The following is a 17510-nucleotide window of genomic DNA, read 5'->3' on the forward strand; positions in this document are numbered from 1 at the left end:
ATCCCCGATGCTTCTTTCGCGGCCAGCGGTAAACTCAGGGATTCTGCGGCGCGCCGGGGTGTGTGCGGTCCTCCTGGCGGCGCTGTGTGCCGGTTCCGTTTCGGCGGATGTCCTCGTACTCAAGAACGGCGACCGGCTCAAGGGGCAGTTCGTCAAAAAAGACGCGGGCGTCATTCATTTCCGTTCGGGGATGCTCGGCCTGCTTCAGGTGCCGCAGGCCAAGGTGCGGAATGTCATCCGCCCCAAACCGGAACCCAAGCCGAAGCCGCAGGCGAAAAAGGCCCCGCCGAAGCCGGAAAAGAAGTTCGAATGGCGCAAATATTTCTCCGGTCGTCTCGGCGGCGGCTACACGCTGCGCGACTCGGATTACGAGCAGCGTCAGGGGGCCTCCAGTAATGTGCGGCGCATCAAGCGTGAGGACGAGATATTCCGGCTCTATGGGAATGTCGACTTCGACTACAAGAACGAGCACCTCAAGTGGGACCTGAACTACCGCTACATGGAACAGGACGATCTGCGCCGCATCGATTTTCTCGAACTGTCCCAGCTCTACCGCCACGACGTCGGAAAGAAATGGTTCCTGCAGGAGGAAACGAGTTACCACAGGGATTTCCAGCGGCTGGTGGACCGGGAGATCTGGCAGACCGTCGGCATCGGCTACCGGTTCTTGGACCAGCCGCGGTTTAAACTCCTTGTTGCGATCGGTCCGGCGTACCAGAACCTGGAACAGGAGGACGTGGGCAGCACCGAACGGATGCTCTTCGCCGTCGATCAGAATCTCGACTGGCGCACGGAAAAGAACCAGCTCCGCTTTTTTGAACAACTTGAGGTGAGGGCCAACAGCGACCGGCGGCTCATTACCGCGCGCGCCGGCGTCGACAACCGCATGGTCCAAAACCTCTTTCTGCGCCTCGAATACCGCTACGACTACGACAGCATCGTCAACCTCGAGGACCCCTTCCTGCGGAAGATGCTGATCACCAGCGTGAACTACCGGTTCTAGCGTGAATGATGCACCGGCACCCCTTGTCTGACCTGTAACACACGATGGATACGCGCCTTACGGGGGCCGCCACCGAATCGGCGGTCTTGAGCTTGCTTACAGGGTAGACCAGGCGGGCGACGCGAGGGGTTCTGTACGTGAACATGGCGCGCACGCGTACGTTTCGGTGCGTTCGGACGTGTGAGGGCCCGAAAAGGGCTTTTTTGGATTCTTCGCAGATTTTTGTGGTGGAGCCGTTCGGGGAAGAGGCGGGATGGAAGACGACAAACGTTCGTAGTAGCGCCGCACGCCTGCCCCGGCAGGCCAGGCGCGTGAAAGATAACGGCCCTTGTCCGCTACGCGGACCTGCGGGCCTACTACGAACGTAAGAGAGAACGCACCATTTCTTTGCCTGTGCTCTTCTCATCCATCTTTGCGATTTCCGGGTAGGGCGCGCTCTCTCCGCCTTCGGCCCTTTATGCCTTCGGCGGACAGGCTAAGCGCGCCGGTTTTGCGGACGGCCTTCTGCTGTCCGGCAGAATCCCTACCTTCACATGAAGAGCATGAAGGTGGGTTGAGGGGGGGGGACGAATACTCGCACTCGTACTCGTACTCGGTACGCGTACTCGGAGGATCCCATCCCCCGATTCAAGGAATTCGAGTACGAGTACGATGTGACGCGAGCGGACTTGCCGCCGCTCACCATAAATTTACGAAGAACTTTTTTTGAGCGCACTCCGTCTATTACGGCTAACGATGGCGCGTAGGCTGAGGCGTCGTGCCTGCCCACGCGGGGCGGCGGGACGTTTCACCTTACAAAACGCCCCGCGACGCAAGTCGTCAGGCGCTGCGCTGCGGGGGGTTTTGCAAGAGGCTCTGCAAGATGGCGATCTTGGTGTATGGGTGACGGAAGAGGTTGTGTTATGAGTCGGAAGCAGGGGCAGATGCCGAATATTCGTAAACCACTACCGGGCAAGGTATTCCGTTGTATGGCGGAGGAGGAGGGATTCGAACCCTCGGTACTCCTTACGAAGCACACACGCTTTCCAGGCGCGCCCGTTCGACCGCTCCGGCACTCCTCCGAGCAATAGGCGGCACGATGAGATTGCGCAGGCTATCAGAGGGCCCGCGGGATTGCAATCACACGGCGTGACGGATTAGGTTCAGCGTCCATCCCATGAGCGATATCCGAAATCCGGAGAGCTGCCGGGAGCACCCCGGAGAAAAGCGCGCAGGATTCGAGCGCAGGTTCCGCGCGGCCGGGATCGCGTGGCCGGAGTATTGCGCACGCTGGCTGGCGGCCGAACGGTGCGGCGGGAAACGGCGGGAGGCTCTGGCGCGAAAAATCGAGTCGGGCGAGCCGCTGGCCTACGCGCTCGGCCACGTGCCCTTCCGCGAGCTGGACCTCGGCATCGACCGGCGTGCCTTGATCCCGAGACCGGAGACGGAGGAACTGGCGGGACTCGCCCTCGAGGCCCTCCGCGGTATGCCCGGCCCGCCCGAACGACGGCGGGTGGTCGATGTGGGCACGGGTTCGGGCTGCGTGGCGCTCTCGCTCGCGCACGAGTTCCCGGGTCCGGCGTACGTCGCCACGGACGCGTCGTCCGCCGCGCTGGAGCTGGCCCGCGAAAATGCTGTGCGCAACGGCCTCGATCCCGGGCCGGAATGGCGGGAGACGGATCTGCTCGCAGGGATCGAGGGGGCCTTCGACCTCGTGGTCTCCAATCCCCCGTATGTGACCACGGCGGAGTGGGAGGCCCTGGAGCCGAGTGTGCGCAAGTACGAACCCGCCGCAGCGCTCCGCGCGGGTGCGGACGGCCTCGACCTGATCCGCCGCCTGCTGCCCGCCGCCCATGCCGTTTTGGGGTCGGGCGGGGTGCTGCTGATGGAGATCGGCGCCGGCCAGGCGGATGCCGTGCGAGGGCTCCTGCGTGCCGCCGGCTTCGGCCGGATCGACGTGATCCGGGATCGGGCAGGGAAAGATCGTTTCGCGCGGGCGCACAAAACGTAGGCTTGCCTGTTTATGGTCCCGGCCCGTTCGTGTACCCTTCCGCCTTTTTATCGGGAGATAAACATGGCGGAAGTACGGGCACATCGAGGCGCGGGGAAAGGGTTGAGTCCTTCCGGTTTATCGGCGCTGCTGATCGGCATCGCGCTGTTCAGCACGATCGAGGTGGCCTCGAAACTGATGCAGACCGGCGGCGGTGTAGCGGGAGATCACCCGTTCTGGCTCGCGTTCTTCCGCTTCACGGGTTCCGGCCTCCTGCTCGCCCCGCTCGGGCTGAGACTCCTGCATTCCGGGGGAGTGACCCCGGGAAACAGGGACGCGCTTCGCTTCGCCGGACTCGGTCTGCTCGGCATTACGGTGATGGCCGCTTTCTTCCACTCGGCGATCACGTATCTGCCCGCGAACATCGCCGCGCTGGTGTTCAGCTGCAACCCGGTGTTCGTCGTGCTGTTCGCCCCGCTGGTCCTGCCGGAACGAATTACGCCGCGCCGCGTGATCGCCGTCGCCGTCTGCCTGGCGGGCATCGCCGTGCTGGCCCGGGACGGCACGGACGGCCCCTCCACGGTCGGCCTGCTTCTGATGGTGGCGGCCCTGATCGCCTTCGCCTTTTACACGGTGATCGCCCGGCGTCTGACCCCGCGCTACGGGGCGCTGCCGGTGACCGCCTTCGCCGTGCTCGCGGGCGGGATCTTCCTGCTGCCCCTCGCGTGGGTCTTTGAAGGCCTGCCGCCGGGAAATTACGGCGCGGCGGACTGGCTCGGCATCGCCTATCTCGCGGTTTTCGCAACCGCGCTCGGCTACTTCCTCTACTTCTACGGCCTGGGCCACGTCGATGCCGGGATCGGTTCGATGGCGTTCTTCCTCAAACCCGTGCTCGCCGCGGTCTTCGCATGGTTCGTCCTCGGGGAAGGCCTCTCCCCGCACGAATTCGCGGGCGGCGCACTGATCCTCGCCGGCATGGCCGTCGCCCTGTGGAGGCGGAAGCCGCGAAGAACCTGAGCCCTGGCTGCACGCGAAGCCGCAGGGCAACTAATCGTCGACGGCTCCCGAGCCCCATGGTATCAGTAACCCGTGGTGGTCGCGGGCAGGAAGGGAGGCAAGCCGTGAACGAACGCGAACAGAGCCGGTCAACGGAATCCGCCTCGAGCGGCGGCATGGTCAGGCGCATCGGCGGGTATCTGCATCGCGTAGTTCCCGTGGCGGGCGGTGCGGGGAAGGCCGCCCAGTATGTCCTGCTGCCCCTGATGGTGGAGTTCCGTCCCAGGGACCTGATGCAGGTGATCGTCGGCGCCTCCATCCTAGCCGTCCCGGTGGCGTTTACGGAGGAAACGTGGCGCCTGGGCGAGACGCTCCCCGCAGGCAACGTGATAGCCCTGTCCACGATCTCGCTGCTGTTCATCGGCCTGTTTGTCTACTTCAATTTCTATCGTTACGTGTTTCGGGAACACGTGGTCGAGTATGTAAAGCGGGTCGCCGCGATCTATCTCCTCTCGCTGTTCGTGGTAGGGGTGCTGCTCTCGCTGATCGGTAAGTGCCCCTGGGGGACCGACGCCGTGCTCGCGCTGAAGCGGATCCTGATCGTCGCCTTCCCCGCCTCCATGAGCGCCGCCGTGAGCGACACGCTCAAGTAGATTGGGGTGGATATCAGGACCGGTACGCCAAAAAAATGACCCCTATATTGACGGCCGCTTTCCGGTTCGTCTATAATGGCAGAAGGAGGGCGCATCGGGGATAAGTGGATGTCGGAGCAGCATGGTTAGCACATGGCAGGAAAGGGGACTCTTGTGAAGAAGTACGCATTAATAATGATCCTGGCTATTGGGGCTTTTTCAGGCGGCGTCCACGCGGATCTCGTCGCAGCCTTCGACGCGAATGGTTCAACGGGCGCCTTCAGCGGCCTGTCCTCCGCGGACGGCGTGTCCGGCCTGAGTTATACGGCGGGCTCGGGATTGAATAACTACGGATATCTCGGGTCGTGGGCAACGGTAGCCGAATTCAGCCGGGAATCGTTGCTGACCAATGCCCTGGCCGACGACAGCTATCTGGAGTTTTCTTTTCAGACGGCCGGCGGCACACAAATCACCGCGCTGGACCAGTTTTACATGGATAATGATATCGTCGTCACCGTCGATAGCGGGGTCACAACATTCAAAATGGGCCTGGCTTATGACAATGGATCGGGATCGTTTTCCGAATTGATTTCGGATATTGATCCGCAGGACATCAACGCGGGGATCGACATAAGCGGGTTCTCGGCTGCAGACGCCAACTCCACCGTTCGGTTCCGCGTGGGCTTTTATGACGATGTGCGGGATAATCCCCACTCCGCGCTCTATGTGGTCAACAGCACCCTCGGTGGCGTGGATGATTCGGCGGCTGTTTTCACCGGAACCGTGATCCCCGAACCGGCCACATCCCTGCTTCTCCTTCCCGGCGTAGGCGGAATTCTCGCATGGCGAAGGCGGCGTTTTGCGCTCAAGGCTTCGGACCCGGATAAAGAGAACCCGGCCGGGGTTCGGAGCCTGTCCGGAGAGCGTCCGCCCGCGAATGAAACGGCCTGGCTCGAAGCCATCGAGCGCCTGGTCCAGTGGGTGAAACATCTGGACCCGCTGGGCAGCACGCTGCTGGCCATCGACCGAACCTTCCGGCGCTGAAGTCGAAGGGGATCGCCGGTGAAACCGGGGTCGCGAAGATGAATGAGAAGAGCACAGGCAAAGAAATGGTGCGTTCTCTCTCACGCTCGTAGTAGGTCCGCAGGTCCGCTCAGCGATAAAAGTTCGTAGTAGGCCCGCAGGCCTGCGAAGCAGGGCCAGGGCCGTTATCTTCACGCGCCTGGTCTGCCGGGGGCAGGCGTACGGCGCTACTACGAACGATATCACGCGCCTTGGCCCTTCGGGCGCTTACGGCGCTGCTACGAACGTCCGGAAGAAAATCCCCGGCGGCCTGGCGAGAGAAAAACGGGTTGAAGTCACTTCAGCGGACGGAGTGCCGCCGCTGCTTCAGGCGGATATCGAGTCCCTCCCACTTCTGGACCTGATCCTCTTACTCAGGTTTCAGGTTTCAAATTCAAACTCCGAATTTCCCCCTAATTCCTTCTTACTCAGGTTTCAGGTTTCAAATTCAAACTCCAACTCTCCGACTCTCCCCCTAATTCCTTGCCGAGCGCGGGCGGGAACGGCAGAATGTAAAAGGTGACCCGAAAACAGGGGTTTTGCGCCGATGGACACTCTGACCAAAGAGATTCAGGAGCTGCGCGAGCGGCGGAATGCGATCATCCTGGCCCACTACTACCAGCGGCCGGAGGTGCAGGATCTTGCGGACCGCGTGGGCGACAGTCTGGGGCTGGCGCGGGCCGCGACGGAGGTGGAGGCGGACGTCATCGTCTTCTGCGGGGTGCACTTCATGGCCGAGACGGCGGCGATCCTGAACCCGGACACGCCCGTGCTGCTGCCGGACACGAAGTCGGGCTGCCCGATGGCGGATATGATCACGCGCGAGGCACTGGAGGAACGCAAGGCCGACGACCCTGACGCCGTGGTGGTGACGTATGTGAATTCCAGCGCGGCGGTAAAGGCCTCGAGCGACATCTGCTGCACCTCGGCGAACGCCGTGCGCGTGGTCGAGGACGTTCCCGCGGAGCGGCCGGTCCTCTTCACGCCGGACCGCAACCTCGGCCACTACGTGCGCCGCCGGACCGGACGGAACATCATGCTGTGGGAGGGCTGGTGCCCGACGCACGAGCGCATTCTTCCGGAACACATCCTTGAACGGAAGCGCGAGCATCCCGACGCCGCCGTGGTCGTCCATCCCGAGTGTCCGCCCGCGGTGATCGATCTCGCCGACGCCGTCGCGAGCACCGGCGGCATGCTCGATTACTGCGCCGCGTCGGAGTGCGGGGCGTTCATTATCGGAACCGAATCGGGCTTTCTCTACCCGCTCGAACGGCGCTGTCCGGATAAAAAATTCTACGCCGCCTCGCCCGTCGCCGACTGCCCGAACATGAAGCGGATCACGGCCGGGAAAGTGCGCGATGCACTCGAATCGATGCAACCGCGCGTGACGGTTCCGGACGACATTGCCCGCGATGCCCGGGCCCCGATCGAGCGGATGCTGGCCGCCGGGCGCGACCGGCCCTGAGCACGGAATCACGGAGGACCCCATGCCTGAACGGAACGTCTATCTGGACCACAACGCCACCACGCCGCTGCATCCCGAGGTGAAGCGGAGCATGAACGAGGCGATGGACCTCTACGGGAATCCCTCGAGCATGCACGCCGCCGGGCGCGAGGCGCGCGCGCGGGTCGAGGCCGTCCGTGAGGACCTCGCCGCGTTCCTGAACGCCTCGGCGGACGAAGTCATCTTCGCCGGAAGCGGATCGGAGGCCAATAACACCGTCCTGAATCTCTTCACCTGCAACACCGAATGCCCGCGCAAGGGACTGGAAGGCCGCGACGAAATCCTGGTGGCTTCGATCGAGCACCCCTGCGTACTGGAGACCTCCAAATGTCTGCGCGCGCGCGGACTCACGGTGCACGAAATCCCGGTGGACGGGACCGGTAAGGTGGACATGGACGCCCTCGGCGCACGGATTTCGGAGCGGACGATGCTCGTCTCGGTCATGACCGCGAACAACGAGATCGGAACCATTCAGGACATTCGCCCGATCGCCGATCTCGTACACCGTCACGGCGCGTATCTGCACACCGACGCCGTGCAGGCGGTCGGCAAAATCCCGGTCGATGTGCGGGACCTCGACGCGGATTTTCTGACCCTTTCCGCGCACAAGATGTACGGCCCGAAGGGCGTGGGGGCGCTCTACGTGAAGAAGGGCGTCCCGTTCTGCCCGTTCATACGCGGCGGGCACCAGGAGCGGGGACGGCGGGCCGGAACCGAGAACACGCTCGGGATCATCGGCATGGGCCGGGCGGTGGAGCTGCGGCGGCGGGAGATGGACGCGGAGGCCGGGCGGCTGCGCGCGCTGCGGGCGCGGCTGCGCGCCGGGATCGAGGCCCATATCCCCGATCCGCGCTTCAACGGCCACCCGGAAGACAGGCTGCCGGGCACCATGAACGTGTCCTTTCCGGGGACCGAAGGCGAAGCCCTGCTGCTCTACCTCGATTTCGAAGGCATCATGGTCTCGACCGGGTCCGCCTGCTCCTCCGGTTCACTCGACCCCTCGCACGTGCTCCTCGCGGCCGGGCTGCCCGCCGAAGCCGCGCACGGGTCGCTGCGCATCAGCCTCGGGCGCGACACGTCCGAAGAGGATATCGATTACGTCATTGAAAAACTGACCGCCGTCGTCGCGCGGGTGCGCGCGATGTCGACGGTGTACAACTGAACGGGAGCCGCGCGATGGACTGGGTCTACAACGATACGGTCAAAGATCATTTCATGAACCCGCGCAACGTGCTCATGGACGAGGACGGATTCGGGGAGGACGGCCGCGGCCTGACCGGCAACGTCAAGTGCGGCGACCAGATGCTGATGCTGATCAAGGTCGATCCGGACGAAGAACGGATCACGGACTGCCGCTGGAAGACCTACGGCTGCGCCAGCGCGATTGCGAGCACGTCGATCCTGTCGGAAGTCGTCAAGGGCCTGACGCTCGACGAGGCGTTCAACCTTACCCCGAAGGACATCACCGCCCGGCTCGGCGGCCTGCCCGAACACAAGATCCACTGCTCCGTGCTCGGCGACAAGGCGCTGCGCGCGGCGGTCAACGACTACTATCAGCGCACCGGCCGCCCGGAGAAGGTCCGCGAGGACAAGGCGAAGCTGGTCTGCCAGTGCATGGCGGTGACCGACCACGAGATCGAGGATGCCGTGCTCGAGGGCGTGCGCGATTACCAGGCGCTCCAGGAACACACCAAGCTGGGCACCGTATGCGGCCAGTGCCGCGGGGAAGCCGAAAAGCTGATGGGTGCATGCATCGGGAAGCACTTCGACCACTAAGGCCACAAAAGCGGCCCCTTTGTGGTTCTACGTAATTTTTTGTGGTGAGGCGACGGGAAATCCGCTCGCGTCCCGTCGTACTCGTACTCAGCGAAGCGGTACTCGTACTCGAATTCCTTGAATCGGGGGATGGGATCGCGCCTTCGGCGCTCCGAGTACGAGTACGAATTATGTTCACCCCCCCCTCAACCAACCTTCATGGCCTTCATGTGAAGGTAGGGATTCTGCCGGACAGCAGAAGGCCGTCCGCAAAAGAGCGGCGCGCTTAGCCTGTCCGCCGAAGGCATAAAGGGCCGAAGGCGGAGAGATCGCGCCCTACCCGGAAATCGCAAAGATGAATGAGAAGAGCACAGGCAAAGAAATGGTGCGTTCTCTCTTACGTTCGTAGTAGGCCCGCAGGCCTGCGAAGCAGGGCCAGGGCCGTGATCTTCACGCGCCTGGTCTGCGGGGCAGGCTTACGGCGCTACTACGAACGTTTGTCGTCTCCCATCCCGCCTCTTCCCCGAACGGCTCCACCACAAAAATCTGCGAAGAACCCCCTTTGTGGCCCCGATTCAGTTTTTTCTTTATGGCCCCGGCGTCCCCCAGCCGTTAATGTGGCCCATTGAGGCGGGGGGTGGAACTTATGAGCAGCACATTCGGGACGGTATTCAGGACGACGACATTCGGGGAATCGCACGGACTCGCCGTAGGCGCGGTTATCGACGGTTGTCCGCCCGGGCTCGCCCTCTCCGAGGCTGACATCCAGCCCCAGCTCACGCGGCGCCGGCCGGGTCAGAGCGCGCTGACCACTCCGCGCGACGAGCAGGACCGCGTGCGGATACTCTCCGGCGTGGAGGCGGGGATGACGCTCGGCACGCCGATTGCGCTGGAGGTGATGAATGAGGCCCAGCGCCCCGGCGATTACCGCGAGCTGCAGTCCGTGCCCCGTCCCTCGCACGCCGATTACACCTACCGGATGAAGTACGGCGTCGCCGCCCGCAGCGGCGGGGGGCGGGCCAGTGCGCGCGAGACGATCGGCCGTGTGGCCGCCGGGGCCGTGGCGGAAAAGATGCTGCGGGACCGCCGGGGCACGGAGATCGTGGCGTTCGTAAGCGCAGTCGCCGACGTCGAACTCGAGGGCGAACCGCCCGCCGATCTCTCGCGGGATCGGGTGGATGCCACGCCCGTGCGCTGTCCCGACGCCGGGACCGCGGAGCGGATGCGGGAGCGCATCGAGGCGGCAAAGGCCGACGGGGATTCCGTCGGCGGGATCGTCACCTGCGTCTGCCGCGGAATTCAGGCGGGCTGGGGCGAGCCGATTTTTGACAAGCTCACCGCCATGCTCGGACGCGCCATGCTGTCGATCCCCGCCACGAAGGGAATCGAGATCGGTTCCGGGTTTGCCGGGACGCGGATGCGCGGGTCGGAACACAACGACCCGTTCGTCGCCCGCGGCGGGTGCGGACTCGGCACCGCCACCAACCGCAGCGGCGGCATCCAGGGCGGGATCAGCAACGGCGAGCCGATCGTATTCCGGGTTGCGTTCAAACCCACCGCCACCATCGGCCGCGCGCAGCACACCGTGGACTACGAGGGAAACGAGGTGGAGCTGGCCGCGCGGGGGCGCCACGATCCGTGCATCCTGCCGCGCGCCGTCCCGGTGGTCGAAGCGATGGCCGCGCTCGTGCTGGCCGACCTGGCCCTCAGACAGGCCGCTCGCGGATAGTCGCGGGACGCCCCCTATTCCTCCCCGTCTTCAAGCTCGCGCATGATCCGGTCCGCCGGGGTTTCGAGCTTCTTGTCGCGGTTGCATTCGGGGCAGGCGGGCACCACGTTGCCCTTCGTGCTCTTCCCGCCGCGGGCGACGGGGACGACGTGGTCCATTGTCAGGCGGCCGGGAGTCAGGGTCTTTCCGCAGTAATGGCAGCGGCCCTCCGCAATGCGGTTCTTCCACCACGACGTGCGGCGGAGTTCGCGGGCACGTTTGCGCTCGCGGCGCATGTGCTCCTCGTCGGCGTTGATGTCGAACCAGTCGTCCATAGGCAGACAGGCCGTCCGGCGTTACTTCTTTTTCTTTTCGACCGTGACCTGCTTGTCGGTCATGAATTTCCCGTACAGGTCGTTGAATGCCATGAGTTCGCGGATTTTCGCCTCCAGATCCCTCTGCTCCTGCTTCGCGGAGGTCTGGTGCTTCATCAGGTACTGCGCGAAGCGCTCCTGCACGAATATCGGGTCATGGCGGCCTTCGTTCTGGTACCACACGAGACAGTTGTAGATGAACTGGGCGGCTTCATATTTCTCCGACCCGTGCTGATGATTGAAGAAGTCGCTCCACATCGAGCGGTAGATCTTCACCAGGTCGGTCTGGACATCCTTGAGGTCCATATTCGAGTCGATCAGGTATTCGCGTTCCGCGGCCGGGCAGGCCGCGGCGGCCGTCAACGCGGCGGCGATCAGGAAGGCTTTCATCTTCATCGGCGTTCTCCTCATTCGGCGCTGGACGCGCGTCCGTGGTGGGCGTCTATAATAAAGGGCTATGAAAACATCCCGCACCCCGCCGGACAATGGAAAAGAGTCGCCCCCGATCGTGAAGTGGCGGCCGGGCCGTACTTCCGCCGCGGTCCGCGCCTTTCTCGAACGGCCGCCCGTGGACCGCGAGATCGAGGACCGCGCCCGTGCGGTGCTCGACGACATTCGCCGCCGCGGCGACGAAGCCGTGCTGGAGTACGCTGAACGATTCGACGGTGCCGCGCTCACCTCCCGCCGGCTGCGCGTCCCCGCGCGCAGCGTCAGGGCGGCGGCGAAGCGCGTGGACGCCGACTTCAGACGCGCGGCGCGCGAGGCGTCCGCGCGCATCCGCCGTTACGCCGAGGCCGGCATGCACGGAGACTGGTCGGTGCCGACGCCCGGCGGCGGAGAGCTGGGCGAGCGCTGGGAGCCGCTCGACCGGGTCGGCGTCTATATTCCCGGCGGCGAGGCCCCGCTGGCGTCCACGGCGCTGATGACCGTCTGCCTGGCGAAGGCGGCGGGGGTTGCGGAGATCGTCGCCTGCACGCCCCCGGACGAAAAGGGGCAGATCAATCCGTATGTGCTCTACGCCCTGGATCTGGCGGGCGCCACGGAGATTTACCGCCTCGGCGGCATCCAGGCGATCGGGGCCATGGCCTTCGGTACGGCGACCGTGCCCCGGGTGCGGATGATCGCCGGCCCGGGCGGACCCTACGTCACCGCCGCCAAGCGACTCGTCTACGGCGAGGTCGCCCTGGACATGGTGGCCGGGCCGAGCGAGATCGCGGTGCTGGCCGACGACTCGGCGCGGCCGGCGGAGGTGGCCGCCGACCTGCTCTCGCAGGCCGAACACGGCACCGGGTCGGAAAAGACCCTGCTCGCGACCCCCTCGCATGAACTCGCGGCCGGGGTGCGCCGGGAGCTGCGGCGGCAGGTCGGCGGCCTCGCCCATCGCCGCGCGGCGGAGACGGTGCTGGAGCGCGGCACGCTGCTGGCGGTGACCCCCGATCTGGATGCGGGCGCGGAGCTGTGCAACCAGTTCGCTCCCGAGCACATGGAGCTGATGGTCCGGCGGCCGGAACGATGGGCGAAGAAGATTACCCGGGCCGGCGCGCTGTTCGTGGGCAGGTGGACCCCGGAGAGCGTCGGGGACTTCGCCGCGGGCCCGAGCCACGTGCTGCCGACGGGCGGGACGGCTGCCTTTTTCAGCGGGCTGACCGTCGACGATTTTCGCCGCCGCATCAGTGTCGTGCGCTACAGCGAGCAGGATTTGAGGGATGCGCTGCCGATCACGGACGCCTTCGGGCGGGTGGAGACGCTCGACGGCCACGCCCGTTCCGCGCGAAGCCGTTTCCCGAGGGGGGAGGAGGAGCGATGAACCCTTCTTTGCTGAGACGCGCGGTGCGCGAAATGGAGGCGTACGTTCCGGGCGAACAGCCGGCGGACACCGGCATCATCAAGCTCAACACCAACGAAAACCCCTACCCGCCCTCTCCCGGCGTAAGCAGGGTGCTCGCCTCGTTCGATCCGCAGCGGCTGCGGAAGTATCCCGACCCCGGATGCGCCCCGCTCCGCACGCTCATCGCGCAGCGCACCGGATTCCGGGACGACGAAATCCTGATCGGCAACGGTTCCGACGAAATCCTGGCCCTGGCGATGCGCGTCTTCGTCGAGCGCGGCGGGGCGGCGGGTTGGTTCGACCCCTCCTACTCGCTCTACCCCGTCCTCGCGGATATCGAAGAAATACGGCACCGACCGACCGCACTGGACGAGGATTTCGGCTGGAACGATCCGGACACGGAAGGCCTGGACCTGTTTCTGCTGACCCATCCGAACGCGCCTACGGGTATGCTCTACGAACAGGAAGCCATAGCGGATCTGGCGCGGCGGTTCGACGGCGTGCTCCTGATCGATGAGGCCTACGCGGACTTCGCGCCCCGTAACTGCCTCGATATGGCGCGGGAATTCGGGAACGTGCTCGTCGCCCGCTCGTTCTCGAAATCGTATTCGCTGGCCGGGCTGCGGGTGGGCTATGCCGTCGGCTCGCGGGAGCTGATCGGCGCCATGGGCAAAATCCGCGACTCGTACAATGTGGACATGCTGGCGCAGGAGATCGCCTGTGCGGCGTTCGCGGACGACGACCACATGCGGCGCAATACGGACCGGATTCTGGCGACGCGTGAGCGCATCGCCGAGGCGCTTCGGGAGCGGGGATGGACGCTTCCGGATTCGGCGGGGAATTTCCTGTGGGCGCGGCCGCCGGGCTCCGCGGCGGAATGGTTCGAGGCGCTGCGCGCGCGCGGGATTCTGGTGCGTTATTTCGATGCCCCGCGCACCCGGAGGCATCTGCGGATCACGGTCGGCACGGATGAAGAGATGGATGCTTTTCTGGACGCCGTCGACGCAGCCGGGAAAGACTGATCCCCGAGGCTCATGAAGAGCTTCAGGATTCCCCGGCCTGCCTGCGGCGCAGTTCGTCGCTGAACAGGCGGACGCCCTCCCAGTCCTCCATCTCCAGCGCCATTTCCGCCATGCGCTTCACCGTTTCCTGTCGCAGGCCCGCCAGGGACGCCGCCTGATATGGTTCGCCGTTCTTCTCGCGCACGGCATGATTCTTCAACGTTTCTTCGGGAATCTCAAGGTAACGGGCGATCTTTGCGCGCGACGCCTCGCTGAGCCCCCGGCGCCCGGTTTCATAATTTCCTATAGTGGAAAGCGCAACGCCCGTAGCCTCCGAGAGGTCCTTCAGCGTCAGGCCCCGGTCCCTGCGAAGATCACGAAGTGTAGAATTATTCACCATTCTGCATATTATTCTTGCGTCGCAAAGAAATTCTGGTAGTGTGTCCCGTGAACACAGTCGAAAAGTAGCGGATTATGAATGCACCACAAGTAAAAAGGGGTTCGGTTCCGGGGGAGGAGATGCCCTCGCCCGCGGCGGTGAAGGCGTTTTTTGTGTCCCGCGGCGGCTCGCTGCGTCAGTGGGCGCTCGCCAGGGGGTATTCGCCGTCCACGGTATTCATGGCCCTGCGCGGAGAGCGGGACGGTCCGCGTTCGAGGGATGTCCGCCGCCTTCTCCTGGAGGAGATGGGTCTCGATGGCGGAGAGGGGGAGGGGCATGGCGACACCGGTCTACGGCAGAATGAATGACGAGGCCGTCCGGCGGGCGGCGCGGCGCGCGCTCAAGGCCGTGCGCGAGCTTTGCGATGCGAGGAGGCGGGCCGAGCTGGCGCGATATATTCTCGCCGAGGAAGCGGAACGGCTCCAGCGCATCGAGCGCCGGAGTGATATCGAATCGGAGGCGCTGGCACTCCATCACGATCTGGAGGCCCTGGTCCGGGATCTCGATACGGCCGTCAACCGCCTGCCCGGTTCGGCGGTGCTGCGCGGATTGGCGTCGTTCAGGGGTCCCCCGGGGGATAGACCATGAAGGGCATGAAGGTTGTTTGAGGGGGGACATAATCCGTACTCGAACTCGTACGCGTACTCGGAGCGCCGAAGGCGCGATCCCCCTCCCCCCTGTTCAAGGAACTCGAGTACGAGTACCGCTTCGCTGAGTACGAGTACGATGTAACGCGAGCGGACTTGCCGCCGCTCACCATAAAAATTTACGAAGAACTAATTATGTTCATTCCTTCATGCTCTTCATGTCCTTCATGGTGAATCCCATTCTCTCTCCCCCCTTTTGGCTTGCACAAATCTAATACATTCAATTAAACCCATGTGAATTGCATTAGGTTTGCATTAGAGCACGGGGGGGGCGGGAATTGGAGTATAGATTACTTAAGTGTTTCGCGCCGTGTATATTATCTTTCTTGATGGCTTGTCCTGTCGTTGGTGACGAAGCTCGCCGGGAAATCCCCGGCGAGCTGAGTTTTTCGGCCGGTTCGGTGTACAGCCGGTACGGTCGCGGGGGAGGGTCGGCGGACGAGCATGGAATCGGATGGATCTACGGGGCGGCGGGGTATGAAACGCCGGCCTGGCGTGGATTCCGGGCCGGGGCGTCGGGCGTGGTGCTGCAGCCGCTCTTTGAAGACACGTCGCTGAGCGGGGCATACAATGATGTGATGGAGCGCAACTACGGATTGAGCGCGTTATACCTCGAGTACTCCATCCCGCGCTCGCGTTCCATGGTTCTTTCGGGCTGGAGCCCGTTTAAGAAAGTGGAGGCGATGGACGGCGATGTCTACGAGGGGGTGCAGTTCACCTCGCGCGACATCCCCGGAGTGGAGATTACGTTCGAGGCCATCGACCGCTGGCAGGACAATCTTTCGATGTCGATGGACGCGGACGGGGTCGATGCCGACCGCCGCAATCCCGCTGAAGATGTTCGCGGTGCGGACCACTGGGTATACGCGATAATCGTGGAGGCGGGCCAGCCCGGGACCACCGGGTTGTGGCGGCCGTTCTGCATCTTTCAGCGCGACGCCTATTACACCGCCGGGGCTGAGGCGCAGTACCTCGCGCCGCTGCGCGGGGAATGGTCGCTGCAGCTCGACGGGATCGCCGCGGTGTACGGTGAGCAGACCCCCGACCGCGTTTCGTCCACGGACGAGGATGCGTATTCCTGGCTGCTCCACGCTTCGCTGGTCCACGAAGTCACCGCCTTCGGCATCGGGTACTACACCATGAGTGAAGACGAGCGGATGGACGCAAAGGCCGTGGGCACCTATCCGTTTGACCCCATGGAGATCGGGCCCGAGGGGGGCGCGCCGGGAGACCGGACGTGGTACGCCGATGCGGGGGTGACCCTGGGGCCGGCCGAGGTTCTGTTCATGTACGGACTTACGGAGATCACGAGTTCCGGGGCCCGTTACAGCGAGTTTGACGCCTACGTCGACGTGGAGTGCACGGAGGAGGCCTCGCTGGAGGCTTACTGGGCGGTGGCCGACGTGCATCGGGGCCTCGGATACGACAGCCGGACCGAGACCGGTCTCCGGTTCAGTTACGCCTTTTGAGCCCGGGGTGCCGGAATCGGCTCAGCGCAGTGCCCTGACGAGTTCCGCCACCCGTTTCCCCAGGGCGGCAAAGGTGCGCGTCGCCTCCTCGTCCTGCTCCAGGTCACCGGGGGCGGCGCCGAAGCCCACGGGCCAGTAGAGGCTGCCCGCCCGGGTCATGTCGAGGGGGCCGAAGCTCATCTCGATCTCGGCGACGGTGAAGTTCTGTCCGGCGCGGCGGGCGACGGCGACGCCGGCGCCGATCATCCCCCGCATGGGGTTCGGGTCCATGCCGCGTGCGACATACCCCGTGCGCTGGAGGAATGCGAACGTTTCTGCGGACGCAGAACCGAAGTAGACGGGGCTTCCGATCACGAGGGCGTCGGACTCGTACACGCGCGGCAGAATATCGTTCAGCCCGTCTCTGCGGCCCGGGCAGGTGCCGTCGGCTGTTTTGCGGCAGGCGCCGCACGCCGTGCAGCCGCGGATGTCATAATCGCGCAGGGCGATCAGTTCCGTGTCGAGTCCGCTTTCGGCGGCGCTTTTGAGCACCATGTTCAGGGCCGTTTTCGTATTGCTCGGGTTGCGGGGGGATCCGCAGATCGCGGTAACTTTCATTTCAGACCTTTTTCTCCAGCATGTAGTCGTCCATGACAAACCCGCGGCCGATTTTCTTCACCCGCTTGCCGTAGACGTTGAATCCCATTTTGCGGTAGGCGGCGATGGCGCCGCGGTTGTTGCGGTTGACCCCGAGTCGCAGCCGCTGGAGGCTCCACTCCCGCGCCCGTTCCGCGAGGAAATCCACCATGTGTCGTCCCCCGCCGCGTCCGCGGCAGTCCTTCCTGACGTAGAGCTTACTCACCCAGAGCGTCCTGCGGGGAATCTCCGGATCGCCGGCGCAATATCCCGCGGGTTCGTCGTCCACCTGCCACAGGTAATAGCGGCATCCGTCTGCACACTGTCCCCGGATGGCCGCCATGCTCTGCAGATAGTCGAGCATATACTCGACCTGCGCGGCACCGATGATGGGGGTGTAATGCTCCGTCCAGATTTCCCGCGCCAGCGCCGCCACCGTCCGCATGTCCGCTGCGGTTTTCACGGCGGAAATGCGGCCCTCTGTGTGCGGGACGCTCATAACGGCTCC

19 protein-coding genes and 1 tRNA gene are annotated in these 17510 nt (G+C 64.4%); 14 read left to right on the forward strand and 6 right to left on the reverse strand.

The features are described 5' to 3' along the window. Positions 1-58: 58 nt before the first annotated feature. Positions 59-1003, forward strand: coding sequence for a DUF481 domain-containing protein (locus L21SP4_RS00155; RefSeq protein ID WP_052880765.1), 945 nt, complete (start codon positions 59-61; stop codon positions 1001-1003). Positions 1004-1972: 969 nt separating this feature from the next. On the opposite strand, the gene L21SP4_RS00160 is transcribed toward L21SP4_RS00155, so the two are convergent. Next, positions 1973-2064: transfer RNA gene (locus tag L21SP4_RS00160), tRNA-Ser, on the reverse strand. Positions 2065-2159: 95 nt separating this feature from the next. On the opposite strand from L21SP4_RS00160, the gene prmC reads away from it, so the two are divergent. The 8 genes from prmC to aroC all read left to right on the forward strand — a co-directional run bounded on the left by prmC (position 2160) and on the right by aroC (position 10650). Continuing rightward, entirely contained in the window at positions 2160-2993 is an 834-nt protein-coding gene (gene prmC, locus L21SP4_RS00165) for a peptide chain release factor N(5)-glutamine methyltransferase (protein ID WP_052880766.1), read from the forward strand. 63 nt (positions 2994-3056) lie between these two features. Further along, positions 3057-3989: a DMT family transporter gene (locus L21SP4_RS00170; protein ID WP_160300593.1), complete on the forward strand. Its 933-nt coding sequence runs from the start codon at positions 3057-3059 to the stop codon at positions 3987-3989. A gap of 104 nt (positions 3990-4093) precedes the next feature. Beyond that, positions 4094-4621, forward strand: coding sequence for a DUF2391 family protein (locus tag L21SP4_RS12645; protein ID WP_052880768.1), 528 nt, complete (start codon positions 4094-4096; stop codon positions 4619-4621). A 153-nt stretch (positions 4622-4774) separates the two neighbouring features. Continuing rightward, positions 4775-5644, forward strand: a complete 870-nt coding sequence (locus L21SP4_RS00180; protein ID WP_160300594.1) for a PEP-CTERM sorting domain-containing protein — start codon at positions 4775-4777, stop codon at positions 5642-5644. A gap of 565 nt (positions 5645-6209) precedes the next feature. Then, positions 6210-7127 carry a quinolinate synthase NadA gene (gene nadA, locus L21SP4_RS00185; protein ID WP_052880770.1) on the forward strand — a complete coding sequence of 306 codons (918 nt, stop codon included), beginning with the start codon at positions 6210-6212 and terminating at the stop codon, positions 7125-7127. Positions 7128-7149: 22 nt separating this feature from the next. Further along, the gene (locus L21SP4_RS00190) at positions 7150-8328 is read left to right on the forward strand and encodes a cysteine desulfurase family protein (protein ID WP_052880771.1); all 1179 of its coding nucleotides are present in this window, start codon (positions 7150-7152) and stop codon (positions 8326-8328) included. Positions 8329-8342: 14 nt separating this feature from the next. Beyond that, positions 8343-8942: an iron-sulfur cluster assembly scaffold protein gene (locus L21SP4_RS00195; RefSeq protein ID WP_052880772.1), complete on the forward strand. Its 600-nt coding sequence runs from the start codon at positions 8343-8345 to the stop codon at positions 8940-8942. 625 nt (positions 8943-9567) lie between these two features. Then, the gene (aroC, locus tag L21SP4_RS00200; protein WP_052880773.1) at positions 9568-10650 is read left to right on the forward strand and encodes a chorismate synthase; all 1083 of its coding nucleotides are present in this window, start codon (positions 9568-9570) and stop codon (positions 10648-10650) included. A 14-nt stretch (positions 10651-10664) separates the two neighbouring features. On the opposite strand, the gene L21SP4_RS00205 is transcribed toward aroC, so the two are convergent. Next, positions 10665-10964 carry an HNH endonuclease gene (locus L21SP4_RS00205; protein WP_052880774.1) on the reverse strand — a complete coding sequence of 100 codons (300 nt, stop codon included), beginning with the start codon at positions 10962-10964 and terminating at the stop codon, positions 10665-10667. Positions 10965-10985: 21 nt separating this feature from the next. After that, positions 10986-11399 carry a hypothetical protein gene (locus L21SP4_RS00210; protein WP_052880775.1) on the reverse strand — a complete coding sequence of 138 codons (414 nt, stop codon included), beginning with the start codon at positions 11397-11399 and terminating at the stop codon, positions 10986-10988. 61 nt (positions 11400-11460) lie between these two features. On the opposite strand from L21SP4_RS00210, the gene hisD reads away from it, so the two are divergent. After that, on the forward strand, positions 11461-12810 hold the full coding sequence (gene hisD / locus L21SP4_RS00215) for a histidinol dehydrogenase (RefSeq protein ID WP_052880776.1): 1350 nt from the start codon (positions 11461-11463) through the stop codon (positions 12808-12810). Beyond that, a complete protein-coding gene (gene hisC, locus L21SP4_RS00220; protein WP_052880777.1) occupies positions 12807-13853 on the forward strand; it encodes a histidinol-phosphate transaminase in 1047 nt (348 codons plus the stop codon). Before hisD ends, hisC begins: the two co-directional genes overlap by 4 nt. Positions 13854-13875: 22 nt before the next feature. On the opposite strand, the gene L21SP4_RS00225 is transcribed toward hisC, so the two are convergent. Next, positions 13876-14232: a helix-turn-helix domain-containing protein gene (locus tag L21SP4_RS00225; RefSeq protein ID WP_052880778.1), complete on the reverse strand. Its 357-nt coding sequence runs from the start codon at positions 14230-14232 to the stop codon at positions 13876-13878. Positions 14233-14306: 74 nt separating this feature from the next. On the opposite strand from L21SP4_RS00225, the gene L21SP4_RS00230 reads away from it, so the two are divergent. The 3 genes from L21SP4_RS00230 to L21SP4_RS00240 all read left to right on the forward strand — a co-directional run bounded on the left by L21SP4_RS00230 (position 14307) and on the right by L21SP4_RS00240 (position 16387). Next, on the forward strand, positions 14307-14579 hold the full coding sequence (locus L21SP4_RS00230) for a helix-turn-helix domain-containing protein (RefSeq protein WP_144413692.1): 273 nt from the start codon (positions 14307-14309) through the stop codon (positions 14577-14579). Further along, positions 14548-14859 (forward strand): hypothetical protein, encoded by a 312-nt coding sequence (locus L21SP4_RS00235; RefSeq protein WP_144413693.1) that lies wholly within the window; start codon positions 14548-14550, stop codon positions 14857-14859. Before L21SP4_RS00230 ends, L21SP4_RS00235 begins: the two co-directional genes overlap by 32 nt. Before the next feature lie 388 nt (positions 14860-15247). Next, entirely contained in the window at positions 15248-16387 is a 1140-nt protein-coding gene (locus L21SP4_RS00240) for a hypothetical protein (protein ID WP_144413694.1), read from the forward strand. A gap of 21 nt (positions 16388-16408) precedes the next feature. On the opposite strand, the gene L21SP4_RS00245 is transcribed toward L21SP4_RS00240, so the two are convergent. Then, the gene (locus L21SP4_RS00245; protein WP_052880782.1) at positions 16409-16984 is read right to left on the reverse strand and encodes a flavodoxin family protein; all 576 of its coding nucleotides are present in this window, start codon (positions 16982-16984) and stop codon (positions 16409-16411) included. A gap of 1 nt (position 16985) precedes the next feature. Continuing rightward, on the reverse strand, positions 16986-17501 hold the full coding sequence (locus L21SP4_RS00250) for a GNAT family N-acetyltransferase (protein ID WP_074041294.1): 516 nt from the start codon (positions 17499-17501) through the stop codon (positions 16986-16988). Positions 17502-17510: the final 9 nt, after the last annotated feature.

This window comes from Kiritimatiella glycovorans (assembly GCF_001017655.1).
In the GTDB taxonomy this organism is placed as follows: Bacteria; Verrucomicrobiota; Kiritimatiellia; order Kiritimatiellales; family Kiritimatiellaceae; genus Kiritimatiella; species Kiritimatiella glycovorans.